Origin of the sequence: Rhodoligotrophos sp. CJ14, from assembly GCF_038811545.1 — a bacterium.
GTDB classification, from domain to species: Bacteria; Pseudomonadota; Alphaproteobacteria; order Rhizobiales; family Im1; genus Rhodoligotrophos; species Rhodoligotrophos ferricapiens.
The window spans coordinates 1,691,425-1,709,168 of record NZ_CP133319.1 but is presented as its reverse complement, the minus strand read 5'-3'; the positions used below and the strand labels follow the sequence as shown (position 1 = coordinate 1,709,168).

The 17,744-nt window shown below is 59.3% G+C and carries 31 protein-coding genes, 1 tRNA gene and 1 pseudogene; 14 read left to right on the top strand and 19 right to left on the bottom strand.

Annotated elements, in window-relative coordinates; translation table 11 throughout:
• The first annotated feature begins 164 nt into the window (after window positions 1-164).
• Window positions 165-1,136 carry an alpha/beta hydrolase gene (locus RCF49_RS07945; protein ID WP_342643491.1) on the top strand — a complete coding sequence of 324 codons (972 nt, stop codon included), beginning with the start codon at window positions 165-167 and terminating at the stop codon, window positions 1,134-1,136.
• Window positions 1,137-1,175: 39 nt separating this feature from the next.
• Here the strand turns inward: RCF49_RS07945 and hisN are convergent, their stop codons facing one another.
• Window positions 1,176-1,979, bottom strand: a complete 804-nt coding sequence (gene hisN / locus RCF49_RS07940; RefSeq protein WP_342643490.1) for a histidinol-phosphatase — start codon at window positions 1,977-1,979, stop codon at window positions 1,176-1,178.
• A 478-nt stretch (window positions 1,980-2,457) separates the two neighbouring features.
• Window positions 2,458-3,360, bottom strand: a complete 903-nt coding sequence (locus tag RCF49_RS07935) for an N-formylglutamate amidohydrolase (RefSeq protein WP_342643489.1) — start codon at window positions 3,358-3,360, stop codon at window positions 2,458-2,460.
• A gap of 219 nt (window positions 3,361-3,579) precedes the next feature.
• Here RCF49_RS07935 and cpdR point away from each other — a divergent pair, with 219 nt between their 5' ends.
• Together cpdR and RCF49_RS07925 are read left to right on the top strand one after the other, a co-directional pair.
• On the top strand, window positions 3,580-3,936 hold the full coding sequence (cpdR, locus tag RCF49_RS07930; protein WP_342643488.1) for a cell cycle two-component system response regulator CpdR: 357 nt from the start codon (window positions 3,580-3,582) through the stop codon (window positions 3,934-3,936).
• A 90-nt stretch (window positions 3,937-4,026) separates the two neighbouring features.
• A tRNA-Val gene (locus tag RCF49_RS07925) sits at window positions 4,027-4,101 on the top strand.
• Between the two features lie 14 nt (window positions 4,102-4,115).
• On the opposite strand, the gene RCF49_RS07920 is transcribed toward RCF49_RS07925, so the two are convergent.
• The 17 genes and pseudogenes from RCF49_RS07920 to RCF49_RS07850 all read right to left on the bottom strand — a co-directional run bounded on the left by RCF49_RS07920 (window position 4,116) and on the right by RCF49_RS07850 (window position 12,771).
• The gene (locus RCF49_RS07920) at window positions 4,116-5,153 is read right to left on the bottom strand and encodes a tyrosine-type recombinase/integrase (RefSeq protein ID WP_342643487.1); all 1,038 of its coding nucleotides are present in this window, start codon (window positions 5,151-5,153) and stop codon (window positions 4,116-4,118) included.
• A 14-nt stretch (window positions 5,154-5,167) separates the two neighbouring features.
• Window positions 5,168-5,308, bottom strand: a pseudogene (locus RCF49_RS22460) (excisionase family DNA-binding protein); the annotation flags it as partial.
• 275 nt (window positions 5,309-5,583) lie between these two features.
• A complete protein-coding gene (locus RCF49_RS07915) occupies window positions 5,584-5,973 on the bottom strand; it encodes an HNH endonuclease (protein WP_342643486.1) in 390 nt (129 codons plus the stop codon).
• Window positions 5,970-6,425: a hypothetical protein gene (locus RCF49_RS07910; protein ID WP_342643485.1), complete on the bottom strand. Its 456-nt coding sequence runs from the start codon at window positions 6,423-6,425 to the stop codon at window positions 5,970-5,972. Before RCF49_RS07910 ends, RCF49_RS07915 begins: the two co-directional genes overlap by 4 nt.
• Window positions 6,422-7,006, bottom strand: coding sequence for a hypothetical protein (locus RCF49_RS07905; RefSeq protein WP_342643484.1), 585 nt, complete (start codon window positions 7,004-7,006; stop codon window positions 6,422-6,424). Before RCF49_RS07905 ends, RCF49_RS07910 begins: the two co-directional genes overlap by 4 nt.
• Entirely contained in the window at window positions 7,006-7,920 is a 915-nt protein-coding gene (locus RCF49_RS07900; protein ID WP_342643483.1) for an ATP-binding protein, read from the bottom strand. Before RCF49_RS07900 ends, RCF49_RS07905 begins: the two co-directional genes overlap by 1 nt.
• A 1-nt stretch (window position 7,921) precedes the next feature.
• Entirely contained in the window at window positions 7,922-8,215 is a 294-nt protein-coding gene (locus tag RCF49_RS07895) for a hypothetical protein (protein ID WP_342643482.1), read from the bottom strand.
• A complete protein-coding gene (locus RCF49_RS07890) occupies window positions 8,212-8,511 on the bottom strand; it encodes a hypothetical protein (protein WP_342643481.1) in 300 nt (99 codons plus the stop codon). Before RCF49_RS07890 ends, RCF49_RS07895 begins: the two co-directional genes overlap by 4 nt.
• 260 nt (window positions 8,512-8,771) lie before the next feature.
• Window positions 8,772-9,032, bottom strand: a complete 261-nt coding sequence (locus tag RCF49_RS07885) for a hypothetical protein (RefSeq protein WP_342643480.1) — start codon at window positions 9,030-9,032, stop codon at window positions 8,772-8,774.
• On the bottom strand, window positions 9,025-9,201 hold the full coding sequence (locus tag RCF49_RS07880) for a hypothetical protein (protein ID WP_342643479.1): 177 nt from the start codon (window positions 9,199-9,201) through the stop codon (window positions 9,025-9,027). The genes RCF49_RS07885 and RCF49_RS07880 overlap by 8 nt, the downstream gene beginning before the upstream one ends.
• A 208-nt stretch (window positions 9,202-9,409) precedes the next feature.
• The gene (locus RCF49_RS22455) at window positions 9,410-9,718 is read right to left on the bottom strand and encodes a helix-turn-helix domain-containing protein (RefSeq protein ID WP_432807395.1); all 309 of its coding nucleotides are present in this window, start codon (window positions 9,716-9,718) and stop codon (window positions 9,410-9,412) included.
• Window positions 9,718-9,990, bottom strand: a complete 273-nt coding sequence (locus RCF49_RS07875) for a hypothetical protein (protein ID WP_342643478.1) — start codon at window positions 9,988-9,990, stop codon at window positions 9,718-9,720. The genes RCF49_RS22455 and RCF49_RS07875 overlap by 1 nt, the downstream gene beginning before the upstream one ends.
• A 60-nt stretch (window positions 9,991-10,050) precedes the next feature.
• Window positions 10,051-10,230 carry a hypothetical protein gene (locus RCF49_RS07870; protein ID WP_342643477.1) on the bottom strand — a complete coding sequence of 60 codons (180 nt, stop codon included), beginning with the start codon at window positions 10,228-10,230 and terminating at the stop codon, window positions 10,051-10,053.
• Window positions 10,227-10,508 carry a hypothetical protein gene (locus RCF49_RS07865; protein ID WP_342643476.1) on the bottom strand — a complete coding sequence of 94 codons (282 nt, stop codon included), beginning with the start codon at window positions 10,506-10,508 and terminating at the stop codon, window positions 10,227-10,229. The genes RCF49_RS07870 and RCF49_RS07865 overlap by 4 nt, the downstream gene beginning before the upstream one ends.
• A gap of 703 nt (window positions 10,509-11,211) precedes the next feature.
• Window positions 11,212-11,580: a hypothetical protein gene (locus RCF49_RS07860; RefSeq protein ID WP_342643475.1), complete on the bottom strand. Its 369-nt coding sequence runs from the start codon at window positions 11,578-11,580 to the stop codon at window positions 11,212-11,214.
• Entirely contained in the window at window positions 11,573-11,881 is a 309-nt protein-coding gene (locus tag RCF49_RS07855; RefSeq protein WP_342643474.1) for a hypothetical protein, read from the bottom strand. Before RCF49_RS07855 ends, RCF49_RS07860 begins: the two co-directional genes overlap by 8 nt.
• A gap of 71 nt (window positions 11,882-11,952) precedes the next feature.
• The gene (locus RCF49_RS07850; protein WP_342644151.1) at window positions 11,953-12,771 is read right to left on the bottom strand and encodes an XRE family transcriptional regulator; all 819 of its coding nucleotides are present in this window, start codon (window positions 12,769-12,771) and stop codon (window positions 11,953-11,955) included.
• 86 nt (window positions 12,772-12,857) lie between these two features.
• On the opposite strand from RCF49_RS07850, the gene RCF49_RS07845 reads away from it, so the two are divergent.
• From RCF49_RS07845 to RCF49_RS07795, 11 genes are all read left to right on the top strand, one after another.
• Window positions 12,858-13,079 (top strand): transcriptional regulator, encoded by a 222-nt coding sequence (locus RCF49_RS07845; protein WP_342643473.1) that lies wholly within the window; start codon window positions 12,858-12,860, stop codon window positions 13,077-13,079.
• Complete coding sequence (locus tag RCF49_RS07840) at window positions 13,076-13,657, top strand: GapR family DNA-binding domain-containing protein (RefSeq protein ID WP_342643472.1); 582 nt, start codon at window positions 13,076-13,078, stop codon at window positions 13,655-13,657. Before RCF49_RS07845 ends, RCF49_RS07840 begins: the two co-directional genes overlap by 4 nt.
• Window positions 13,658-13,957: 300 nt before the next feature.
• Window positions 13,958-14,380: a hypothetical protein gene (locus RCF49_RS07835; protein WP_342643471.1), complete on the top strand. Its 423-nt coding sequence runs from the start codon at window positions 13,958-13,960 to the stop codon at window positions 14,378-14,380.
• A gap of 287 nt (window positions 14,381-14,667) precedes the next feature.
• Window positions 14,668-14,904 carry a hypothetical protein gene (locus RCF49_RS07830; RefSeq protein WP_342643470.1) on the top strand — a complete coding sequence of 79 codons (237 nt, stop codon included), beginning with the start codon at window positions 14,668-14,670 and terminating at the stop codon, window positions 14,902-14,904.
• Window positions 14,901-15,308 (top strand): hypothetical protein, encoded by a 408-nt coding sequence (locus RCF49_RS07825; RefSeq protein WP_342643469.1) that lies wholly within the window; start codon window positions 14,901-14,903, stop codon window positions 15,306-15,308. The genes RCF49_RS07830 and RCF49_RS07825 overlap by 4 nt, the downstream gene beginning before the upstream one ends.
• A complete protein-coding gene (locus RCF49_RS07820) occupies window positions 15,305-15,574 on the top strand; it encodes a hypothetical protein (RefSeq protein WP_342643468.1) in 270 nt (89 codons plus the stop codon). Before RCF49_RS07825 ends, RCF49_RS07820 begins: the two co-directional genes overlap by 4 nt.
• Window positions 15,567-16,055, top strand: a complete 489-nt coding sequence (locus RCF49_RS07815; protein WP_342643467.1) for a helix-turn-helix domain-containing protein — start codon at window positions 15,567-15,569, stop codon at window positions 16,053-16,055. Before RCF49_RS07820 ends, RCF49_RS07815 begins: the two co-directional genes overlap by 8 nt.
• Window positions 16,055-16,942: a hypothetical protein gene (locus RCF49_RS07810; RefSeq protein WP_342643466.1), complete on the top strand. Its 888-nt coding sequence runs from the start codon at window positions 16,055-16,057 to the stop codon at window positions 16,940-16,942. The genes RCF49_RS07815 and RCF49_RS07810 overlap by 1 nt, the downstream gene beginning before the upstream one ends.
• 1 nt (window position 16,943) lies before the next feature.
• Window positions 16,944-17,177, top strand: a complete 234-nt coding sequence (locus RCF49_RS07805; protein ID WP_342643465.1) for a hypothetical protein — start codon at window positions 16,944-16,946, stop codon at window positions 17,175-17,177.
• Between the two features lie 8 nt (window positions 17,178-17,185).
• On the top strand, window positions 17,186-17,440 hold the full coding sequence (locus RCF49_RS07800) for a hypothetical protein (protein WP_342643464.1): 255 nt from the start codon (window positions 17,186-17,188) through the stop codon (window positions 17,438-17,440).
• A complete protein-coding gene (locus tag RCF49_RS07795) occupies window positions 17,437-17,610 on the top strand; it encodes a hypothetical protein (RefSeq protein WP_342643463.1) in 174 nt (57 codons plus the stop codon). Before RCF49_RS07800 ends, RCF49_RS07795 begins: the two co-directional genes overlap by 4 nt.
• The last annotated feature ends 134 nt before the right edge of the window (window positions 17,611-17,744 follow it).

The window sequence follows — 17,744 nt, the reverse complement described above, 5'->3', positions numbered from 1 at the left end:
CCGTCGGCTCAATAGTTAGGGTAAGCCCATCATTCTTCAAGAGGGTCATCTCTCCGGTAATCCAGTGAAAAGCACAAGCCAGGGTTCGGCTGGACCACTGCCGCAGCGTCTGGTAATCGGGAAGGGCGCGGAGCACTTGGCCCGCTGGCAAGGCGGCGACTGTCATGGATCTCGATGACGATCTGCAGAGGATCAATCCCACGCCCTCTGGTCTGACGTTCAACCATCTCACCACGCCATCGGGCGCGCGGCTGCGCTATGCGCTGTGCGGACTGCAGAAGCCCAATCGCGGAACCGTCTGCCTGTTCCAAGGCAGAGGCGAGTTCATCGAGAAATATTTCGAGACCATCTCAAACCTGCGGGCGCGCAACTTTGCCGTGGCAGCACTGGACTGGCGGGGGCAGGGCGGTTCGTCACGGCTCCTACAGAACAGCCGCAAGGGACATATCGAGAGCTTCAGCCAGTTCGATGAGGATCTCGCGAGCTTCATGCGCTCTGTGGTGCTGCCCGACTGCCCACCGCCCTATTATGCTCTGGCCCATTCCACGGGCGGCAGCATAGTGCTTCGCGCCCTGCCACGGCGGAGCTGGTTTCAAAAGGTGATGGTGCTGGCGCCGCTGCTCGGCATTCACTCCCGTGGGTTTCCGGAGCGACCGGCCCGATTCCTCGCGCGGGCCGCCAAGCTGCTGGGCTGCGCGTCCCGGTTTGTTCCGGGCACGGGGCACCAGCATCTCGATCATGGCAGCGTCGAGAAGAGCGTGCTCACGTCTGATCCCGTCCGGTTCGCCCGCACGGCCGCCTTGGCGAAGGCTTATCCGGAGATGGCGGTCGGCGGCCCGACGATCGGCTGGCTATGCGCGGCACTCGATTCAATCGAGGCGTTCGAGCGCGATTATCCCGGCAAGGTCGACATCCCGATCCCCGTGCTGATGGTGCTGGCCGGCAATGACATGGTGGCGGATAACCGGCCGGCCCGCCGATTTGCCCAGCGGATGCACAATGTCTCGCTGATCGAGATCAGAGGCGCGCGGCACGAGCTGCTCATGGAGCGGGATTTCTACCGCGAGCAGCTCTGGGCGGCGTTCGACAGCTTTCTCGAGGAGGAGAGATCCTGGCGATACGAGGAGGTCGCCTAAGCCTCGCTCCGGCAGTCCTGCTTGCGATCACCCGCCAGCTCATTGACCGCTGATCACTTCCAGTGCGGCAGCGTGCAGCTCCGGGCTGGCGGCTGCCACCACCGAGCCGCCATGCTTGGGATCGCCCCCCGACCATGTGGTGATCACGCCCCCCGCCTGGCGCACGATGGGGATCACCGCCGCCACGTCATAGGGCGCCAGGCTCGATTCCACCACCAGGTCGATATGACCTGCGGCGAGCAGGCAATAGCCATAGGCATCGGTGCCATAGCGAATTGTGCGGGTTGCGGCTCGCAAGCGCTCGAGGCAAGCCTGTTCGGCCGGTGTTCGAAAAATATCGGGGCTGGTGGTCGCCATGACTGCTTCGGCAAGGCTTGCTGCCGGACGGACGGAGAGTTTCCGCACACCGCGCGCGTTTTCGAGATAAGCAGCTTCGCCGGTTGCAAAGAAGCGCTCGCCGATAAAGGGCTGCTGAACAAGCCCGATATAGGGCTCATCATTCCTGCGCAGGCCGATCAGCGTCGTCCAGGTTGGCATGCCAGCGACGAAGGCACGGGTGCCATCAATCGGGTCAATCACCCAGGTGAAGGGCGAGCTGCCCTCCGTCGGGCCGAACTCCTCGCCGATGACGCCGTGATCGGGATATCGCTCGGCAATCAGCATGCGGATCGCTCGTTCCGCCTCGCGATCCGCCTCGGTCACAGGGTCGAACAGGCCTTCGCCTTTGTCATCGATGGTGAGCGATGAGCGGAACAATGGCAGCGATACCGCAGCTGCGGCATCACCGAGATGGCGCGCAAAGGCAACCAAGTCGGACGGGGATGGTTCGGAAGGAGAACTCATGGGGATCCTTCAAAATCCGCGACGCGCCAGCTTCCCGACGCGATGGGGATATGCCATCTGCATCTGGGCATGACAAGGCTGCCGGCCCATTCAGCAGTGTTCTGCATCTGCACAAAAATAGAGCAAAAAATGTGCGATGCAGCATAGAATGCCGGTGTTTATCGCAGCCTGAGCGGTTTTCTGTGCCTTGCGGGATGAAACAGCCGTGAGTTGCAGGCTTTTGGATAAGATTTAGGCAAGCATAACAGGCACATAGTCGCAGGGTGGATCGGGGTGGTTCTTCTGACAGATTGTCGCATCGCACCCGGCGCCCTTGCAGATTGTGCGGCGCAATGTATATTAGGCCCACGAGTTGAGGACGTGGTCCTCCTCTCGTAGCCCTTCCTGGGCGTTTCCTCCCTAGACTTGGGCCGTCACAAACCTTGCGACGGCCCTTTTTTCTTTTCGGGGTTGGTGACGGGACACATTGCGCCACCGCTTATTCGGCAGCCTCTCGCCGGGGATTGAGAAGGTGAGGCAATGTGTCGATGAGGTTTGCGATAATCTCCTCGAAATCCTCAATCAGGCGGTAGAAGCCGCCATGGACCGTCAGCGTCTCCTCATCCATGTAGAGCGCCCGATTGATCTCGATCTGCAAGGCATGGCGGCCTTGTGCTGGGCGGCCATGGATCTGGGTGATATGGCCGCCGGCATAGGGACGATTGCGCACGGCGGAATAGCCGCGGTGGGTGAGGGCAGTCTCGATGAAGTCGGTGACCGCGGGCGCGCAGGTTGAGCCATAACGATCGCCGAGTACAAAGTCGGGCCGCGGTACCGGATCGCTCGCGCTGGCGGGAGCAGCGGTCGAGGGCATGGAGTGGCAATCGATCAAGACGGCCTCGCCGAAGGCGGCAACGGTTGTGTCCATGAGCTCGGCCAAGGCGCGGTGATAGGGGAAATACAGCGACTGAATGCGGGCTTCCGCTTCCTTGAACAGAAGCGGGCGCCGGTAGATCTCGGCGGAATCGCAGACCAGCCGCGGGATGGTGCCGAGGCCTCCGGCCACCCGGACGGAGGATGTATTGACATAATTGGGCAGCCGGTCCGCGAACATGCCGGGATCGAGCTCGTAAGGCTCGCGGTTCAGGTCGAGATAGGCGCGAGGCACATGGGCCTTGACCAGGGGCGCGCCCATTGCCACAACCCCGGCGAAGATGTCGTCGACGTAACAGTCTTCCGAGCGGCGGAGCGCATGGGCGTCCAGCCGGGACTGGCTGAGGAACTGAGAAGGGTATTGGCGACCGCTATGGGGTGAGTTAAACACCGCTGCCGTTGTCTGGATCCGGGGACGGATAATCTCGAAGGGCGGGTCGAACAGCTCGCTGGGCGGCCTCGATGGCATGATCGATCAGATCCCTGAAGGACGGCCGCTAAACAGCCTGTCGTGGTCGCTAAAAGTATGAAAGGTGGACGGCTTGACGCAAGTGGCCTGTGCAATTCGTCGCGGCTTTGCTCCATGACAGAGCGCATTTTTCTCTTCACAGTGCGTTTACTCGTGCAGCGATATGGTCGCCGCATCCCCGTCAAGCTCTCTTCAGAAGTGAATCGCGCGTAAGCAAAAATGGCGAAAATCCTGCTGGCAGAAGATGATGGTGATCTACGACAGTTTCTGGTGCGCGCCCTGGAGCGGGCTGGGCATGAGATCTCTGCCTTTGCAGATGGCGCAGGCGCTTATGAGGAGCTGAAGCACGATCATTTCGATCTGCTGCTCACCGATATCGTCATGCCGGAAATGGATGGAATCGAGCTTGCCCGGCGCGCAGCCGAGCTCGATCCTGCGCTCAAGATCATGTTCATCACCGGCTTTGCGGCAGTGGCGCTCAACCCGGACAACAAGGCGCCGAAGGATGCCAAGATCCTTTCCAAGCCCTTCCATTTGCGCGATCTCGTGCGCGAGGTCGAGCGGATGATGGTGTGAGGCGCGGCCGGCATCCACAGGCCAGACGTTGAGCACTTGCATCGCCCGCTTCTTGCCGATATATGGGGGCACCCGAGAGGCGTTCAGCCAGGGCGGTTAGCTCAGCGGGAGAGCACTACGTTGACATCGTAGGGGTCACTGGTTCGATCCCAGTACCGCCCACCATTAAAAACAATGACTTAGCCAGCATTTTGCGAAGCTCTCTTTGGTGCAAGTGAACCAATATCGTATTCAAGCACTGAAGCAGCCTCGCGAAGGTGGTTCGGACTGAACCGCGCGTAGACCTTGCGCGTCACCTCCACGTCATTGTGGCCAAGGTATTGCGCGACCTCTTCCATGCTCCGGCCGGCCTCGACCATGTGAACCGCTGCGGTGTGGCGCAGCATGTGAGGCGAGACTTTCGGGAGCCCGGCTTTGACGGCCGCCGCGGCTAATCCTTTCTTGACTGATTCGATGGGCTTCCCTGCCCATTCGATCACATAGATATCGTTGGTCCGCATGCGCTTTGCCTCAAGCAGCGCCGCTTTCACCATCCGGTTCATAGGGACAATAGCCCGACCCTTGTGTGGCGTCGTAATCTCCGGGTTGCGCAGGTCGATCTTCTCGCGCTCGAAATCGCAGCGATCCCAGGTCAGCTGAAGGAGTGCCCTGGCCCGTGCCCCTGTGCCCAGGGCCAGGATGATGAACAGCTTGACGTGCGGGAAATCCGCCGCATCGATCAGCCGACGCGCCTCTTGCCTTATCAGATGAAGATCCTTGGGCTTCGGTTTGGACGGTCGCTCGATGTGCGGCGCCCGGTCCACAAGCTTATGCTTCTCGCCCCACAGCAGCACCATTCGGAGATGTCCTAGCTCGGTGTGAATGGTGCCGTCCTTTATTCCTGCATTGCGGCGCGCATCGACATGGGCGCGGCAATCGGCAATGGTGATGTTCTCAGGAGCCATCGGGCCGAAGCGATCTTTCAGCGCCTTCCATGTATGCTCCATCGTTTTTAGGACCGCGCGTCCAGAGTGATCGGCCACATAGGCCTTCCAGATTGCCTCGACGTCTCGCCCGCTCGGGCGGGTCAGGTCTGCGTAGATTGCCGGAGCAATCCTTTCAGCCGTGCCCTTGTCATCGGTGTTAAGCGAGTGACGGTGTCTGTCTCCTCGCTCGTCATAGAAGACGAGGGCGAATTTTCCTCGATATCGAGCGATTCGATATTGCTGTTTCGGCATTCGAATTCCTCCACCGCCGCTCGCGGAATCCTAATCAGCTTGCTGCCTAGCCGAAACGCTCGAAGCTTTCCGTTCGCGATGAGACCCCGGATATGGCGCTCCGAGCAGCCCCATTCCTCGGCTAGCGTGACAGGGGTATAGTTCTGTCGCCGCATGCATCATTCTCCTTCGTCTCGGGCGGGCGGAAGGGGCTTCCAACGCGTCGGCCTAACCGATGGTTTGCCGTCCTCGTTCACTGCCCAGCATATTCCATCAGTCCAGCAATCCGGGGGCTCTTGGCCTTCCTCGAAGCACCAAGCGCCACACTCATCCCCGTGCTCATCAAGGAGACCGTTCATCCAGGCGATGATGTTGTCGCTGCCGTGACCCGGTATTTCGGCCAGGAATGGCGTGCCATCTTTGGGAGCGCTCGACATCGGCTTCCACTCGCTCATGCCTCATCCCTCCTGACCCAGCCGCCGCCAACCTTGGCTTTCCACGGTGATTGCCGGCTGCCCGGCATTGGCCGGCTCTTCTTTCGCTCTATGCCAACAGCGTTCAGGCGGCGCTTATAGATCCGCGATTTCTCGGCAACGTCAGCCGGCGTCTTGATATTGCGGTCGCACCACGAGCAGATCGTCTGCAAGTTTGCCTCGCGATTTGCCCCGCCATTGGTCAGCGCCAGCGTGTGGTCAGTTACCCATTGATCGCCAGGGCGGATCTTGCGGCTGCACAGTTGGCATATGCCGTTGTCGCGCTCGAACACGCGCAGTTTCACTCGCGGCGGAACTGGCGTGTCCGCATCGGTGCCAATCCACTCGGGCACTGATCTGCCGGTCAACGCACACCCTCCATGATCTTGAACGCTTTCCAGCGCTCATAGAGGCTATCCCAGCGAGACGAGGCTTCAGTGTTGTAATCGAGGTATCGTCGCGAACTTACCCCGCAGAAATCCCGGACGGCCTGAGCGGCTTCTTCTGCATTCGACACGTTCATTTGATAGGTTTCATTTAGGAAGGCGCGAAACCTAACATCATGGCACAGGAATGCTGCCCGACGAGTACGGGATTTCTGCGGCGCTTCAAGCGGAGCGGATGGGCGGGTTTGTGCCGCTGTTTCATTGAGTCGCGCGATTGCGACATGGATTTCCTTCCCCGGCTGTGGCGTGCCGAATGCCTTGACGAAGGCATCGGCTTGCTCGATGGGCAGTTCAATCAGCACCTGCGCCACGCTCCGGGTCCTGATGAACTTCAGGTCGGAGTATGTGCCGCGGATGATTGCGTCATCGGTCATGCTGCAACACTCCTGTGGTTTGGCAGGAACCGACGAGCAAAATCGAGGTAATCGGCAGCGAGCCGGGCGCAGTCCTCTCCCATCTCTGGATACCGATAGGCTGTCAGCCGATGAGGCGCCGATACGGTGTAGGTCAGAGGCTCGACTTCCTTGATCTCGAACACGTTCCAACGGAACTCATCGGCCCCGAAGATCTCGAGATAAAACTTCCACTGACAACCGGTCAGGTATCGCTCTGCATCGAAACGAGCCGTGGTCTTGTGGTCATGCACCATCTTGCCGATGGTGCAATCCACTTGCCCGGTGACGGTGAGTGCGCCATAGCGTCGATATCCGCGGAGCTCACGAATTTCCGGCAGCGCTAGTTCCCCATCGCCAAGGATGAAGGTGTAGCCGTTAGCCGAAAGCTGCTGGTGCTCACCGTCCTGGGCCAGCTCAAGCGCCCTGTGAAAGGCTGTGCCGGCCAACATGGCTTCGCTGGGCTCATCGGTTGTGATAAACCTGACCAGATCCTCGACGGTCTGGTCTTCGTTCTCGCGCCAGCGCCTGAAGGACTCGATATTGCTAACCCGGGCCAACATCACGCGGCCTCGCTCTCGGCTTTCTGCTTTTCGGCGTAGCAGCCTTCGGACTTGTCAAAGATCAGCCCGATCTCCTTGGCGCGATTGTGCAGCATGACCTTGCAGGCGGGTCCGGCAGCATTTGCGCGCTCAATCAGGGCATTGATCGCATCTGCGTCCGCCACCTCCGGAAGGGTGTCGCGGAACCACTGTTGTTCGGCCATGGCTTCGCGCTGGGCTTCCGTCATCTCGTTCAGACGGTCCTTGATCCGCTGAATGACGCTGGCCAGGAAGCCGTCAAAGGATGGGCTTGAAGTTTCTGGAACCAGCAGAGGCTCAAGCTGGCCAGGGTTCTTGCCGAAGGCAGCGTCTGTTGGCGAGAACAGCAGCCGGCGCTTTCCATTGGCCAACACCAGCCGGCCCATCGCATCAGCCGCTTTATAAATCTCGCCCTTCGATCCGCCCTGTACGTCCAGGCGCTCTACGATGTCATCGCCGCTGCGCTGCTCATCCATGTGGGCGATCAGCACCACGTCCTTGCCGAAGCTGTTCAGGAGCTTGAGGAAGGAAGTGAAGCGAGACTTGAGCTCGCCATAGCCCTGCAAGGTCAGCGCGCCACCGCGGCCGAGCTTGGGATTGGTCTTGATGATATCGGCTGTGAGTACATCGAGAGCCCGGCCGGCCGTATCCACGATGATCGTTTTGAACGGCTCTAGATCGTCGGCCGTCATCTCGGCCACGTCAGACCAATCCGATACCAGAACGGCATCTTTGCGGTTCGCGGCGCGGTGGCTGCCATTGTCGAAGTCGAGCAGCAGGGGCGCCTCGGCCGTGAATGCAAGCGATGTCTTGCCGAGGCCGGGAGGGCCATAGATCACCGTGTTCAGTCGCTCGACGGTGATCGGGTCAGATGCCCGAGTGATCTTCAGTGCCATCTCAATCCCTCCATAGGGGGCGGTATTCGGGAAAGAGCCCCACGATCACGTTGTTTGCGACCGTGGGGCAGTTGCCGGCGGCAGGGGCGTTTCGGGATGGGGAAAGCCGCCGGATCTCGTCATTCGCCAACAGGGTTTCGAGCCGGTCCAGATGAGCCTCAAGGCGCGTCTGATGCGTCAGCCGGTGCCGCGCAAACTTCTCCTGCGCAATGGCCTTGCCTATCGCGTCATAGGATTTCAGCAGCTCCTCGAAGGTCTGGCCGCCGTCATAGTGCTTGGAGTCCAGGACGCTCATGACCAAAGCCCCTCGGCTGCATGATCCAGCAGCTCGAACTGATCCCGGTCTCGCAGGACATAGTTGATCAGCTCGCGTTGCATGTGCGGCGGTGCCATCATCTCGGGCTTGTGCTCGGGCTTAAGCTTGATGCCGTCGATTTCCCATGTGCCAGGATCGCAGGCCGGGATGAGCCGGACATCGAAGTGCAAGGTCTCAACCTCGATATCCATCAGATAGAGGCTGATTTTGTGATCCTCGCTCCAGACCTCGGAGCAGATAGGCTCTGCTTCGTAGACGCGTCCGAAGAGGATCATCGATCTTCCCCCCGCGCTTTGAGCATGGCGTCCGCTTGCGAATAGGCCCACTCTGCCCTAACCCGCTGCATTTGCGGGTTACACAAGCATTGAATAGCCGACACAGGCGATCCATCAGGGTGATACGGAGGCATCCACGTACCCATTCCCGCCATAGCGAAGCAGGCAAACCAGTCTCGAAGAGTTAGCCCGGGTACTTGCTGGTGAAGATCGGAAGCATCAGGAACGTGATTCCTGTCTGGCAAGATGACAGTCATTGCTCACGCCTCCCTCGCGCCGATGCGCACATAGGCCGGGACCTTGCCGCGGAAGTCGTATTTGCGGTCACGGTTCACCTGGAACTCGATCACGTCATCAAGGAAGATGATGCGGAACTTGGCCGTGAGCGCCGACCGCTCTGTTTTCGACAGGATCGGCTTCAAGCTCGGTGATGGATTGCCGAGGGCGAACGCGATCAGCGACGTTCCGGTGATCGCTCCAGCCAGCGCGGCGCTGAGGATTAGAAGCACGTGCTTACGCATAGGCCCGCTCCCTGGCCTTCACGGGCTTCAGCCAGCTCTCATGCACGTAGAGCGTTACCGCACCATAGGAGCTGTCGAATTCAATGGAGACTGCACCGTCCTTGGCCGGTCCGTCCCATTTGACTGTTCCCTCGATCGATACTCGATCGCCTTTGCGAAACTTCGCCATTGTGATCTCCCTTGAGGAGTTCGTTTTCTTGGCTAGGGCGCAGGTCAATGAGAGGGGTGAGGGGCACCTGCGCCCAGGGCAAGAAAACTTGCCGAGCCCTCCGCTGCGGGGTGAGCAGCGACGGTATGTGCGGATATGCGGTCTTTCCTCCTTGCTCTGAGAAAACCTCTCCATTTCCATGGGGCGAGAGGCTTGCCCCTTACCGGGACTATTCCCGGGTCTCGTTTGCTCGGCCGAAAATCCGGCGATGCGCGGAAACCAGCTCCAACTCTTGTGCTGTGAACTGGGGCTCGGAGACATCGAAGCCGAGCAGATCGTTCAGATTGGTCCGGAGGGCAGCGCAGATCTGTAGAAGCATGCAAACGGTCGGATTGGAGCTTCTGCCCTTTTCCAGCGCCCATATGTGAGACTTGGATGTACCGGCAGCCTTTGCGACTTCATCTAGGGATAGACCAATCTCTGCTCGGCGCCGCTGGATATTGGCGCCAATGACTTTTGCGATAGCCCTCGGCTCCATCATCCCTCTCCCGTACGTGCTGTGGCTTTGGTGATGGCGGCTTCTATGCGCCCCAGTATCTCGTCATAATCCCCGATGCTGAGCGCGATGCGGTCGCGCGCCTCCTTCAACGCCTCCCGCAGCTCAGCAATGAGCTTGTCCCGCTCGACCTCGCGGACGATGACCCTTTCAAGCGTGTCGACCCACCAGTCCTTGCCCGCTCCGCGCGCCTTCTGCATATGCTCGAAGAGCTTTGAGGCTTGCTTCACCCGCTCTGCCGTATGTCCGCTCATCCCCATGCTCCTATTAATCTGCTCCGGTCGCGACCCTGCCGAGACAGGGCCGAAAGCGGGTCAGGCTTCTGGAACTCGGTTCTGAAGCTCCTGAAGGCACTTTGCTGCGGCCTGGAGCTTGTCCCATGCCATGAAGATGTCTTCGCTTGCGTGCTTTCGATCGAGATCAATGAACCGGGCGAAGCTGGATCCTTGTTCGGCCAGCGCCCTCGCTTCGTTGAGGAGGTCTTGCGGGCTCATGCGCTGAGCCCGAAGACGAAGTGCCAAGGGCCGTAGCCCATGCGGCGGAGCTGCTCGTCGCTGTCTCGCTCGCGGAGTTTGGCAAGCGTGCGGACATAAGAGGCGCCGGGCTTGCCATCGCGGCTGAACTTCTTGCGGTCCGCCACGATCATCTTGTTAAGGCAGTCGGCCCCGACCGTTCCAAGGGTATCGGTCCGAACACCATGTTGGAGTGCCCGGCCACAATGGTCACAGTAGGTCTCGGGCTCGTATCCGACGATCGTGATTGCCTTGCTCATCCCCATCTCCTAGCGATCTGCTTGATGGGGATAGAATACCTAAATCTAGGTACCAGGTCAACAGAGATTTAGGTAAAACGTCTACGTCGATGCGTAGGCAACAAAAAAGCCCCGCCGCATGTGACCGGGACGGGGCAATGTTGTCGCTAGAAAAGGCGCGGGATTGGCTCCCGCATATGCCCTGTTAATGTGCGAGCGAGGGAGAAGGATCCAAGGGCGGGTAGGAACCTCGGCCGTCACGGGGAGCGACCGAGGTTCCTGAGATCGGTGCAGTCAGCGGCAAACAACAGCACCGCGATCAGTATACGGTCTGCTTCTGTATTCACAAGAGGATGTGCGGCCCCACCCGGGGATCGAGCAGGGCCGCTTTGGTGCGGACCAAAGCTTGGGGGCAACCAACCTGATCCGCTAACGGATCATCTAGCTTGCGCTTTGGCCGGCTGCAACGGCTAGCAACGGAGAAGCGTGAGTGCGGAAACAAAAAAACCCCGCCTAGGCGGGGTCAGTTGAGTGATACGACATGGTGATCCACGGGTGGCTTCCCGTGGCAGAGAAGAAAGGAAATGCCAGTCTAACCGTCCTGGCGCGGGTTGCTGAATCAACGCGATCCGGTGGGATCGGTTCCGAGCAACAAAAAACCCCGCAGAGGCGGGGCCGCGAGTCTTCGACAGGATTGCTCGATCGAAAGCGCGGAGGGTAAGTCTTACTGTGCCAGCGTGATAATGCCCACAACCGCCGCTATAATCGACACAAGAAGCCCAACGCCTGACCAGAATAGAAACGACTTAGACGGGAGCTCGGCGATCTTCTCGTGCGTCCTGATCGCACGCTCGTCTATTCGCGCAAGGACTACGCGGATTTCGGTAATGACGTCCAGCTGGGAGCGAACGGATCCACGCACCTCCGAAAGGGTGCCTTGGATACTCTCAACAGATGCTTCCAACTTGGCAATTCGCGCTTCCATGCCTCCAAATGTGCCACCCCCGCCGCCTTTCGGCAAGGGCTTCGACAGAGAAGCCGCCTCTTCCTGGGCGCGGTTCACGTGGACCATCATGTCAATAATGTTACTCATGCTTGTCGCCCTGGTCCAACTGGCGAATGAAGGAGCTGAGCATAGTCTGAGTCATCGCGTTTAATTGATGGATTGCTTTCAGCGCTTCTTCGCGATGCGAGCTTGCCTCTTCCTTTAATCCGGCGTCAGAGAACGCCTGTGCCATGTAGAGCTGGAGAAGTGCCAACTGGACCCGCAAGAGCTGGCCAATTAGACTGTCGATCTGCCCGGCATCTACATCGACCTTCCGCCTTTCTGCAACAGCCCGGTAATACGCCTGCGTCGGCGCTGGTCGATCGCTAAAATCGAAATGATCGGTCATATCCAAGGGCCCTGTTGTTCAGCCATGTCTTCCCTCACACCCTCCGCCCTATCCAGATCACGCGGCCCGCATCACCTAATCACCCCGAAGCGGCGAACAACGCGGCCGACGATGAACAAGTCTTCGGCGCGCCACTCCTTCGGCCTATGACGCTCATTATCAGAGATGACCCTAATGGTTTGATCTTCGGCACCGGGCGGGCTTGAAACCTCGAGGCGCTTTATCGCGACACCTCCCGCCTCATCGATGATGGCGTATAGCCCCGCCGGCGAGGGGATACGGTGCCTGGTATCGATGAAAACATAATCACCCTCGATCAATGTCGGCGCCATAGAGTCCCCCTCGACGGGGAAGATGGCTATGTCATGGGCGCGGATTGATAATGCTGTTAATAGGCGCGGCGGGAGACGCCAGTGATCTCGGATATGCTCCGCCGCGAAAGTCATCCCGCGCTTACCTGGAATGCCCTCAGCGATAATGCTAATACCGCCTCCGCCGAGACCGGCAGTCAGATCGATCTCAGGTGAGGCATCGGTGGGAATTCCACGTGCACCGGTTTCATTTCCGATGGTGGCCACCAATCCGGCATCGAAGTCAGGGTCTGGTTCGAATTCCCGGCCTTCGGGTACGCGTTGGAGCTCAGTCGCATCTTGAGGAGGTATCGCTCCCGGCTCGCCCAGAAGCCATGCCTCCGTAGTTTTGAGCGCCCGTGCCAGCTCCCAGAGCTTCTTTGGCCTTTTAACCTGGCCGGCCAAGATCGAGGCGATACCTTGCTGCTTCATGCCAACCGCCGTCGCTAGCTCACCTTGCGTGATCCCTAGATCATGAAGACGAGACCGGACGCGGGCGCCGATTGCGAGCCCTTCTGGCGTGATTTTGTTGGTGGCCATTTGGGCAAGATACCGAATTGTTGGTAGCACGCATTTACAGAGAAATAGGTTGATATTTACCTATAAATCGGTTAAATACAGAGGGCATGAGCAATCCTCTCATAAAGGCTATCAATCAGGCGGGCGGTCAAAAGGCCCTCGCTGATCGGATCGGAACCACCCAGTCAATGGTGTGGTATTGGCTGATGCGCGCGAAGAAAGGTGTGCCGCCTGAAGTCGCTATTCGCATTGAGCGCGCGACTGAAGGCGCTGTAAGCCGTGCTGACCTGCGCCCCGACATCTTCGCCGTCGACGAGGTGACGGCATGACGGATGCCCGCGCACACGAGCTGCTGCGGTCCATCTATGATCGATGGCAGCGCCTCGAAACCGAGAAGCAATCCATATCGGATGACCTGAAGGAGCTTTTCAGCGAGGCCAAAGCTCACGGCTTCGACGGCAAAGCGTTGCGTGCCGCATTCCGCAGGACGGCGAAGCTTGAGGACGCCGAAGAGCGGGCCAAGATCGAAGAGCATGACGAGCTCGTAGATCTGTATGTTTCTGCCCTCACGCGCGACGCGCGCGAGGAGATCAATCCCATCACCGGAGAGATACTAGATCAGTGCGCTGTGTACACAGCGCCGGCCTCCCCGCATGCCGAGCGCGGGGCTGATGAAAGCTCGGCGCAACTATCTGGCCCGACCCTCGATCGCGGCCGGTGCGATGGCCATCGGAGCAAACCAACTTCTGATGCTGTGCCGGGGGGCTCGGGCGCCCCTAGGGGTATTCATTCACGCGGCCAATCGGAAGGCGCCATCACCACTTCTGGACCTCGTGAAGAGCCAGAGATGCCGGAATCACTCCGGACATATCTGGCTGAACGCAACCGCAAAAGGGAGCCCGCCTAATGGCCTCCCTCCTCATCAGGAGAGGCGGCCCAGCCACGTGCGGGTGTGGCCAGACCGCCCTCCCAGATCAGCCAGCCAAATCGCTGAACGATGGGGTCAGTCACCGTCCTCCCCAGCTGCCCGATCGACCGAAATGTCTCCTTCGGAGACTCGTCTACCTCGTCTGCACATTTCGCGCCACCTTCGACGACCCGGAGTTGCACCTCCGTTCTGGTCCTCGCGTGGCGGTGACGATCTTCTTTGGAAAACACGCGATCAACCTCCCTGACGCGACAAACCGTAGCCAGGGAGCTTTTGCAAATGCGCAAAAAGTTTTTGCAGAACTGCAAAAATCTTTTGCAGGAGAGATACGTGTCCGACGTTGTTTACTGCTCAGACAAAGAGCTGATCGGGCGCGCCGCTGAATGGGCACGCTCTCTTATTCAGCGCGAGGTACGGGGGCCGGGTGATCTGCCTCGCGCGATGAAGCGCCTGGAGCGCAGATACGATCTTCCAGAGCGCACGCTTTGGAACCTGCGCTACCGCCCCAACAAACTCATCGCTTCTGTCTATCTCCGTCTCCAAGCCGCTTACGAGGCCGAAACCAAGCGGCAGATCGAGATGCTGAAGCACGAACTCGAACTCACCAAGGCGGCGACTGGTGAAGATGCAACTACTTCAAGTGCTATCCGCGCGGCTGAGGCTCTGGTGGCTTCGGTGGCTCCGCCGGAAATCAGCGAATAAGGAGAAGAGCCAGGAATGACTTTGGTCTCCTCCAGCAATCTGACAGAGCCTCGTGAAGCGGAACAGGCGCTGCGCATCGCGCGCACTCACGCTGGGATGGCGACTTGGGCGGGTACAGGCCCGGCAGGACGTGTGTGCCGTGATTGCCAATACTTGCCGAAGCCGAAGGACGCACCGGTCAAGCCGGCTCCATGCGGCAAGTACACGGAACTCATGAGAGGCCGCAGGGGCGAGAAGGTGCCGCCCACGGCTGATGCCTGCAAGCATTTCGTTGAGAGGAGGCGACAGTGAAAAAGCTCACTCGCGCCCAACTGGGCATGGCCAGGAGGATCGGCCGAAACGGATCCGTGGTGCTGGTCAACGGCGGGTATGCCACCGTTGGAGGGCAGAAGCTCCATAAGCGTGTGGTGCGCAACCTGATCGAGGCCGGCTTTCTCGCACCCTCTGGAGATGCGCTCTTCGCGGGCATTGAGCCCCAGACACTTCGCGCCAATCCCGAATTCGAGATCGAGCCTCGGGCATGACCTTCCATGCTCACGCCAGGAAGAAGAAGCGCGGCAATGCGGAGGAATCTCTGCAACGCGCTGTTGTGCAGGCTCTCAAGCTCAGGCGCGAGAGCGGTGTGTTCTTCTACCACGTCCCGAATGGCGAGGCCCGGTCGAAGGTCACCGGAAGCCGGCTCAAAGCCATGGGTGTTCTGGCCGGTGTGGCAGACCTGACGATCAGCATGCCAGGAGGCAGAGTGCGCTACCTCGAGCTCAAGTCACCGCGCGGCCGGCAGACCGGTGCCCAGCGCGAATTCGAGCGCATGTGCATGGAGAACCAGACGCCTTATGCGATAGCCCGCTCATTTGATGAGGCTATAGAGATCCTGGCGCGCTGGGGAGCCATTAAGCCAATGCGCATCATGGGGAGCATCGCGGCATGACGGTGCCCTCAGAATTCTACATCGCCATTGCCGAATGCTTCGCCTGCGCCAATCAGCGGGCCGAAGAATACCATGGCTTTCTCAGTGCCGGATCGCCAGCGCAGCGCCTGCAATATGCGGCAGCAGCCGGTGTGCCGCTCGAACCTCTCACAGCAGCAATCAATGAGGCGGGACGAGACGGCTTTGACCTCGGGGCCGCCGCTCATCTCGTCAATTACATCCTCCTGGCTGCCATAGCCGGGAAGCAGGAGCAATCCAATGCGTGAAGTCGAATTCGATGATCAGAACAAGAGTGCATTACAGGCACTCTGGCGCCATCACGAGACCTATGCACGTCAGCTCAACCTAAGACGCCCGTCAATATTCGATCAGCCAAAGAAAAAGACGAAGCTGGTCTTATCAACGCGAGGAACATGGACGTTTGTCCACGAGTGGGCGCCTACCATCCGCATCGAGCCTGAATTTGAGCGCCTTCTGCCGCATCAGAAGATCCTCCATGCAGTAGCCGAAGTGACGGGGGTTACGGTTGGCGAAATGAAGGGGCCTCGGCGCCACCCGCATATTGTCCGGGCTCGCCAGATAGCAATGTGGTTCATCCGCAATCATTCGCCTCACCTCTCATATCCCAAGATAGGCCAACTCCTCGGCGGCAAGGATCACACCACGATAATGCGCAGCGTGCAGGTGATAGACGAGGACAAGGCAAGATTTTCGGATGTCATCAAGGCTGTGGAGGCACGCCTCTGATGGCAAGGATCCGCACAATCAAGCCGGACTTCTTTCGCCACGAGCAACTGTTTGAGGCAGAAGTGGCCTGCGGATTGCCCCTGCGCCTCGCCTTTGCCGGTCTTTGGACGGTGGCAGACAGAGAGGGACGCTTCCGCTGGCAACCGCGCGTGCTTAAACTCGATGTGCTTCCCTTCGATGATGTCGATTTTCGGGAGGTGCTTAGTGCGCTCGAGTGCCATGGCTTCATCCGACAGTATGAAGTTGACGGAGAGCTGTTCGGGCACATTCCGAGCTGGGGGAAGCACCAGCACATCAATCAGCGTGAGCCAGCCTCGTCCATACCGGCACCATACGACGCATGTGCATGCATGTGCGAGAATATTCCTGCACATTGGGAAGGGGAAGGGAAGGGAAGGGAAGAGGAAGGGAACAAACAAATAGATAAATGCGCGCGGGATTTTTTCGCGGAGTTCATCGAAGCCTATCCGTTGCAGATCGAATTGGGGCGAGCGCGAGAGGCATTCGAGGCCGCGGTTGCCGCGGGCGCGGAACCAGATGCGATTATCGAGGGAGCAAGGCGCTACGCTCTGGAGCGCAAGGGCCAAGATCCGAAGTTCACAAGATATCCGGCAAAGTGGCTAGCCGGACAGGGCTGGCTAGACAGGCCGGCATCCCAGGGGGCAGCAGAGGTTAATCACGATGCCGGCGCCCCAGATTGGCCTAAGCTCCTGGAATATTGGCTAAAGCATCGAGACAAGTACGGGACCGACGAAGCTAGATGGCCCCAGTGGGCACGATGGCGCTCGGAAGTATTTGGGCCGCCGCCAGATCAGCCCCACACTAGAGTTCCTGCCGATCTTGTCGCTCTAGTCGGCAGCACCATTCCTCTTTCAAAGGCAAGCTGAAATGAAAGTAACGATTGGCTGGGTGATTTATAGACCAAAGCTCGATGAGGATGATCAGGTGGAGTTCCTCGGAATATTTCCCACCGAAGAGAAAGCCCGCAGGGAGATCAAGGTGATGTCTCAAGTGGGAAATGATGATCTTGAGATGGCACCGGTTCCATTCCGGGGATGGGGATATATCGGCTCTGGAGATTTCGACCACAACGACGCGTCGGATCAGCCTCTCAAGAGCTAATGGAAATCATGAAAAGGCTCTTCATCAACATCTACCGCACCAATGCGGGCACTGAGTTCGCCAGCGGGGCCAGCTCACGCCGAGCTGCTGACGCTGATGCAGAGATTGAGGAGCGCAGAACGCCCGGCGTGCGGCGGGTTGCCTGTATTGAGGTGCTTTACCGCGATGGAGATGGTCTGGAGGAGGGCTCGCATAAGCTGTACGCGGACCAATACCGCGCCATGGTCCAAGCCGGATCTATCAAGCTGGAGAAGGCGGGATGAGCGAACCTTGCACCTATGCCGTCCCATGGGACGATGACGATCCTGAACTGAGGGCCATCAAAGCCATCATTGCCATTTTCAAGGCAAGTGAACTGACGCCAGGAGAACAAGCGCTGGTTGCCGCCTATATCAATCGCCGCTATGGCGGTCGGTCGCCCGATGACCGGTGATGCCCCCTGCCGCTGGCTCACAGCAAGCCCGGAGGCTTATCGGGTCAACCCGGATCGCTCACTGACACGCATCCCAGGCTCGATGCTCTGCGGCTGGGCTGAGGGGCACCGCGGCGAGATCGCGACACTGCCGC

What these genes read in the sequence shown, in the direction of transcription:
- RCF49_RS07945 (WP_342643491.1), top strand. Translation starts at nt 165, where the DNA reads ATGGATCTCGATGACGATCTGCAGAGGATCAATCCCACGCCCTCTGGT.
- hisN (WP_342643490.1), bottom strand. Translation starts at nt 1,979, where the DNA reads ATGAGTTCTCCTTCCGAACCATCCCCGTCCGACTTGGTTGCCTTTGCG.
- RCF49_RS07935 (WP_342643489.1), bottom strand. Translation starts at nt 3,360, where the DNA reads ATGCCATCGAGGCCGCCCAGCGAGCTGTTCGACCCGCCCTTCGAGATT.
- cpdR (WP_342643488.1), top strand. Translation starts at nt 3,580, where the DNA reads ATGGCGAAAATCCTGCTGGCAGAAGATGATGGTGATCTACGACAGTTT.
- RCF49_RS07920 (WP_342643487.1), bottom strand. Translation starts at nt 5,153, where the DNA reads ATGCCGAAACAGCAATATCGAATCGCTCGATATCGAGGAAAATTCGCC.
- RCF49_RS07910 (WP_342643485.1), bottom strand. Translation starts at nt 6,425, where the DNA reads ATGACCGATGACGCAATCATCCGCGGCACATACTCCGACCTGAAGTTC.
- RCF49_RS07905 (WP_342643484.1), bottom strand. Translation starts at nt 7,006, where the DNA reads ATGTTGGCCCGGGTTAGCAATATCGAGTCCTTCAGGCGCTGGCGCGAG.
- RCF49_RS07900 (WP_342643483.1), bottom strand. Translation starts at nt 7,920, where the DNA reads ATGGCACTGAAGATCACTCGGGCATCTGACCCGATCACCGTCGAGCGA.
- RCF49_RS07895 (WP_342643482.1), bottom strand. Translation starts at nt 8,215, where the DNA reads ATGAGCGTCCTGGACTCCAAGCACTATGACGGCGGCCAGACCTTCGAG.
- RCF49_RS07890 (WP_342643481.1), bottom strand. Translation starts at nt 8,511, where the DNA reads ATGATCCTCTTCGGACGCGTCTACGAAGCAGAGCCTATCTGCTCCGAG.
- RCF49_RS07885 (WP_342643480.1), bottom strand. Translation starts at nt 9,032, where the DNA reads ATGCGTAAGCACGTGCTTCTAATCCTCAGCGCCGCGCTGGCTGGAGCG.
- RCF49_RS07880 (WP_342643479.1), bottom strand. Translation starts at nt 9,201, where the DNA reads ATGGCGAAGTTTCGCAAAGGCGATCGAGTATCGATCGAGGGAACAGTC.
- RCF49_RS22455 (WP_432807395.1), bottom strand. Translation starts at nt 9,718, where the DNA reads ATGGAGCCGAGGGCTATCGCAAAAGTCATTGGCGCCAATATCCAGCGG.
- RCF49_RS07875 (WP_342643478.1), bottom strand. Translation starts at nt 9,990, where the DNA reads ATGAGCGGACATACGGCAGAGCGGGTGAAGCAAGCCTCAAAGCTCTTC.
- RCF49_RS07870 (WP_342643477.1), bottom strand. Translation starts at nt 10,230, where the DNA reads ATGAGCCCGCAAGACCTCCTCAACGAAGCGAGGGCGCTGGCCGAACAA.
- RCF49_RS07865 (WP_342643476.1), bottom strand. Translation starts at nt 10,508, where the DNA reads ATGAGCAAGGCAATCACGATCGTCGGATACGAGCCCGAGACCTACTGT.
- RCF49_RS07860 (WP_342643475.1), bottom strand. Translation starts at nt 11,580, where the DNA reads ATGAGTAACATTATTGACATGATGGTCCACGTGAACCGCGCCCAGGAA.
- RCF49_RS07855 (WP_342643474.1), bottom strand. Translation starts at nt 11,881, where the DNA reads ATGACCGATCATTTCGATTTTAGCGATCGACCAGCGCCGACGCAGGCG.
- RCF49_RS07850 (WP_342644151.1), bottom strand. Translation starts at nt 12,771, where the DNA reads ATGGCCACCAACAAAATCACGCCAGAAGGGCTCGCAATCGGCGCCCGC.
- RCF49_RS07845 (WP_342643473.1), top strand. Translation starts at nt 12,858, where the DNA reads ATGAGCAATCCTCTCATAAAGGCTATCAATCAGGCGGGCGGTCAAAAG.
- RCF49_RS07840 (WP_342643472.1), top strand. Translation starts at nt 13,076, where the DNA reads ATGACGGATGCCCGCGCACACGAGCTGCTGCGGTCCATCTATGATCGA.
- RCF49_RS07835 (WP_342643471.1), top strand. Translation starts at nt 13,958, where the DNA reads ATGCGCAAAAAGTTTTTGCAGAACTGCAAAAATCTTTTGCAGGAGAGA.
- RCF49_RS07825 (WP_342643469.1), top strand. Translation starts at nt 14,901, where the DNA reads ATGACCTTCCATGCTCACGCCAGGAAGAAGAAGCGCGGCAATGCGGAG.
- RCF49_RS07820 (WP_342643468.1), top strand. Translation starts at nt 15,305, where the DNA reads ATGACGGTGCCCTCAGAATTCTACATCGCCATTGCCGAATGCTTCGCC.
- RCF49_RS07815 (WP_342643467.1), top strand. Translation starts at nt 15,567, where the DNA reads ATGCGTGAAGTCGAATTCGATGATCAGAACAAGAGTGCATTACAGGCA.
- RCF49_RS07810 (WP_342643466.1), top strand. Translation starts at nt 16,055, where the DNA reads ATGGCAAGGATCCGCACAATCAAGCCGGACTTCTTTCGCCACGAGCAA.
- RCF49_RS07805 (WP_342643465.1), top strand. Translation starts at nt 16,944, where the DNA reads ATGAAAGTAACGATTGGCTGGGTGATTTATAGACCAAAGCTCGATGAG.
- RCF49_RS07800 (WP_342643464.1), top strand. Translation starts at nt 17,186, where the DNA reads ATGAAAAGGCTCTTCATCAACATCTACCGCACCAATGCGGGCACTGAG.
- RCF49_RS07795 (WP_342643463.1), top strand. Translation starts at nt 17,437, where the DNA reads ATGAGCGAACCTTGCACCTATGCCGTCCCATGGGACGATGACGATCCT.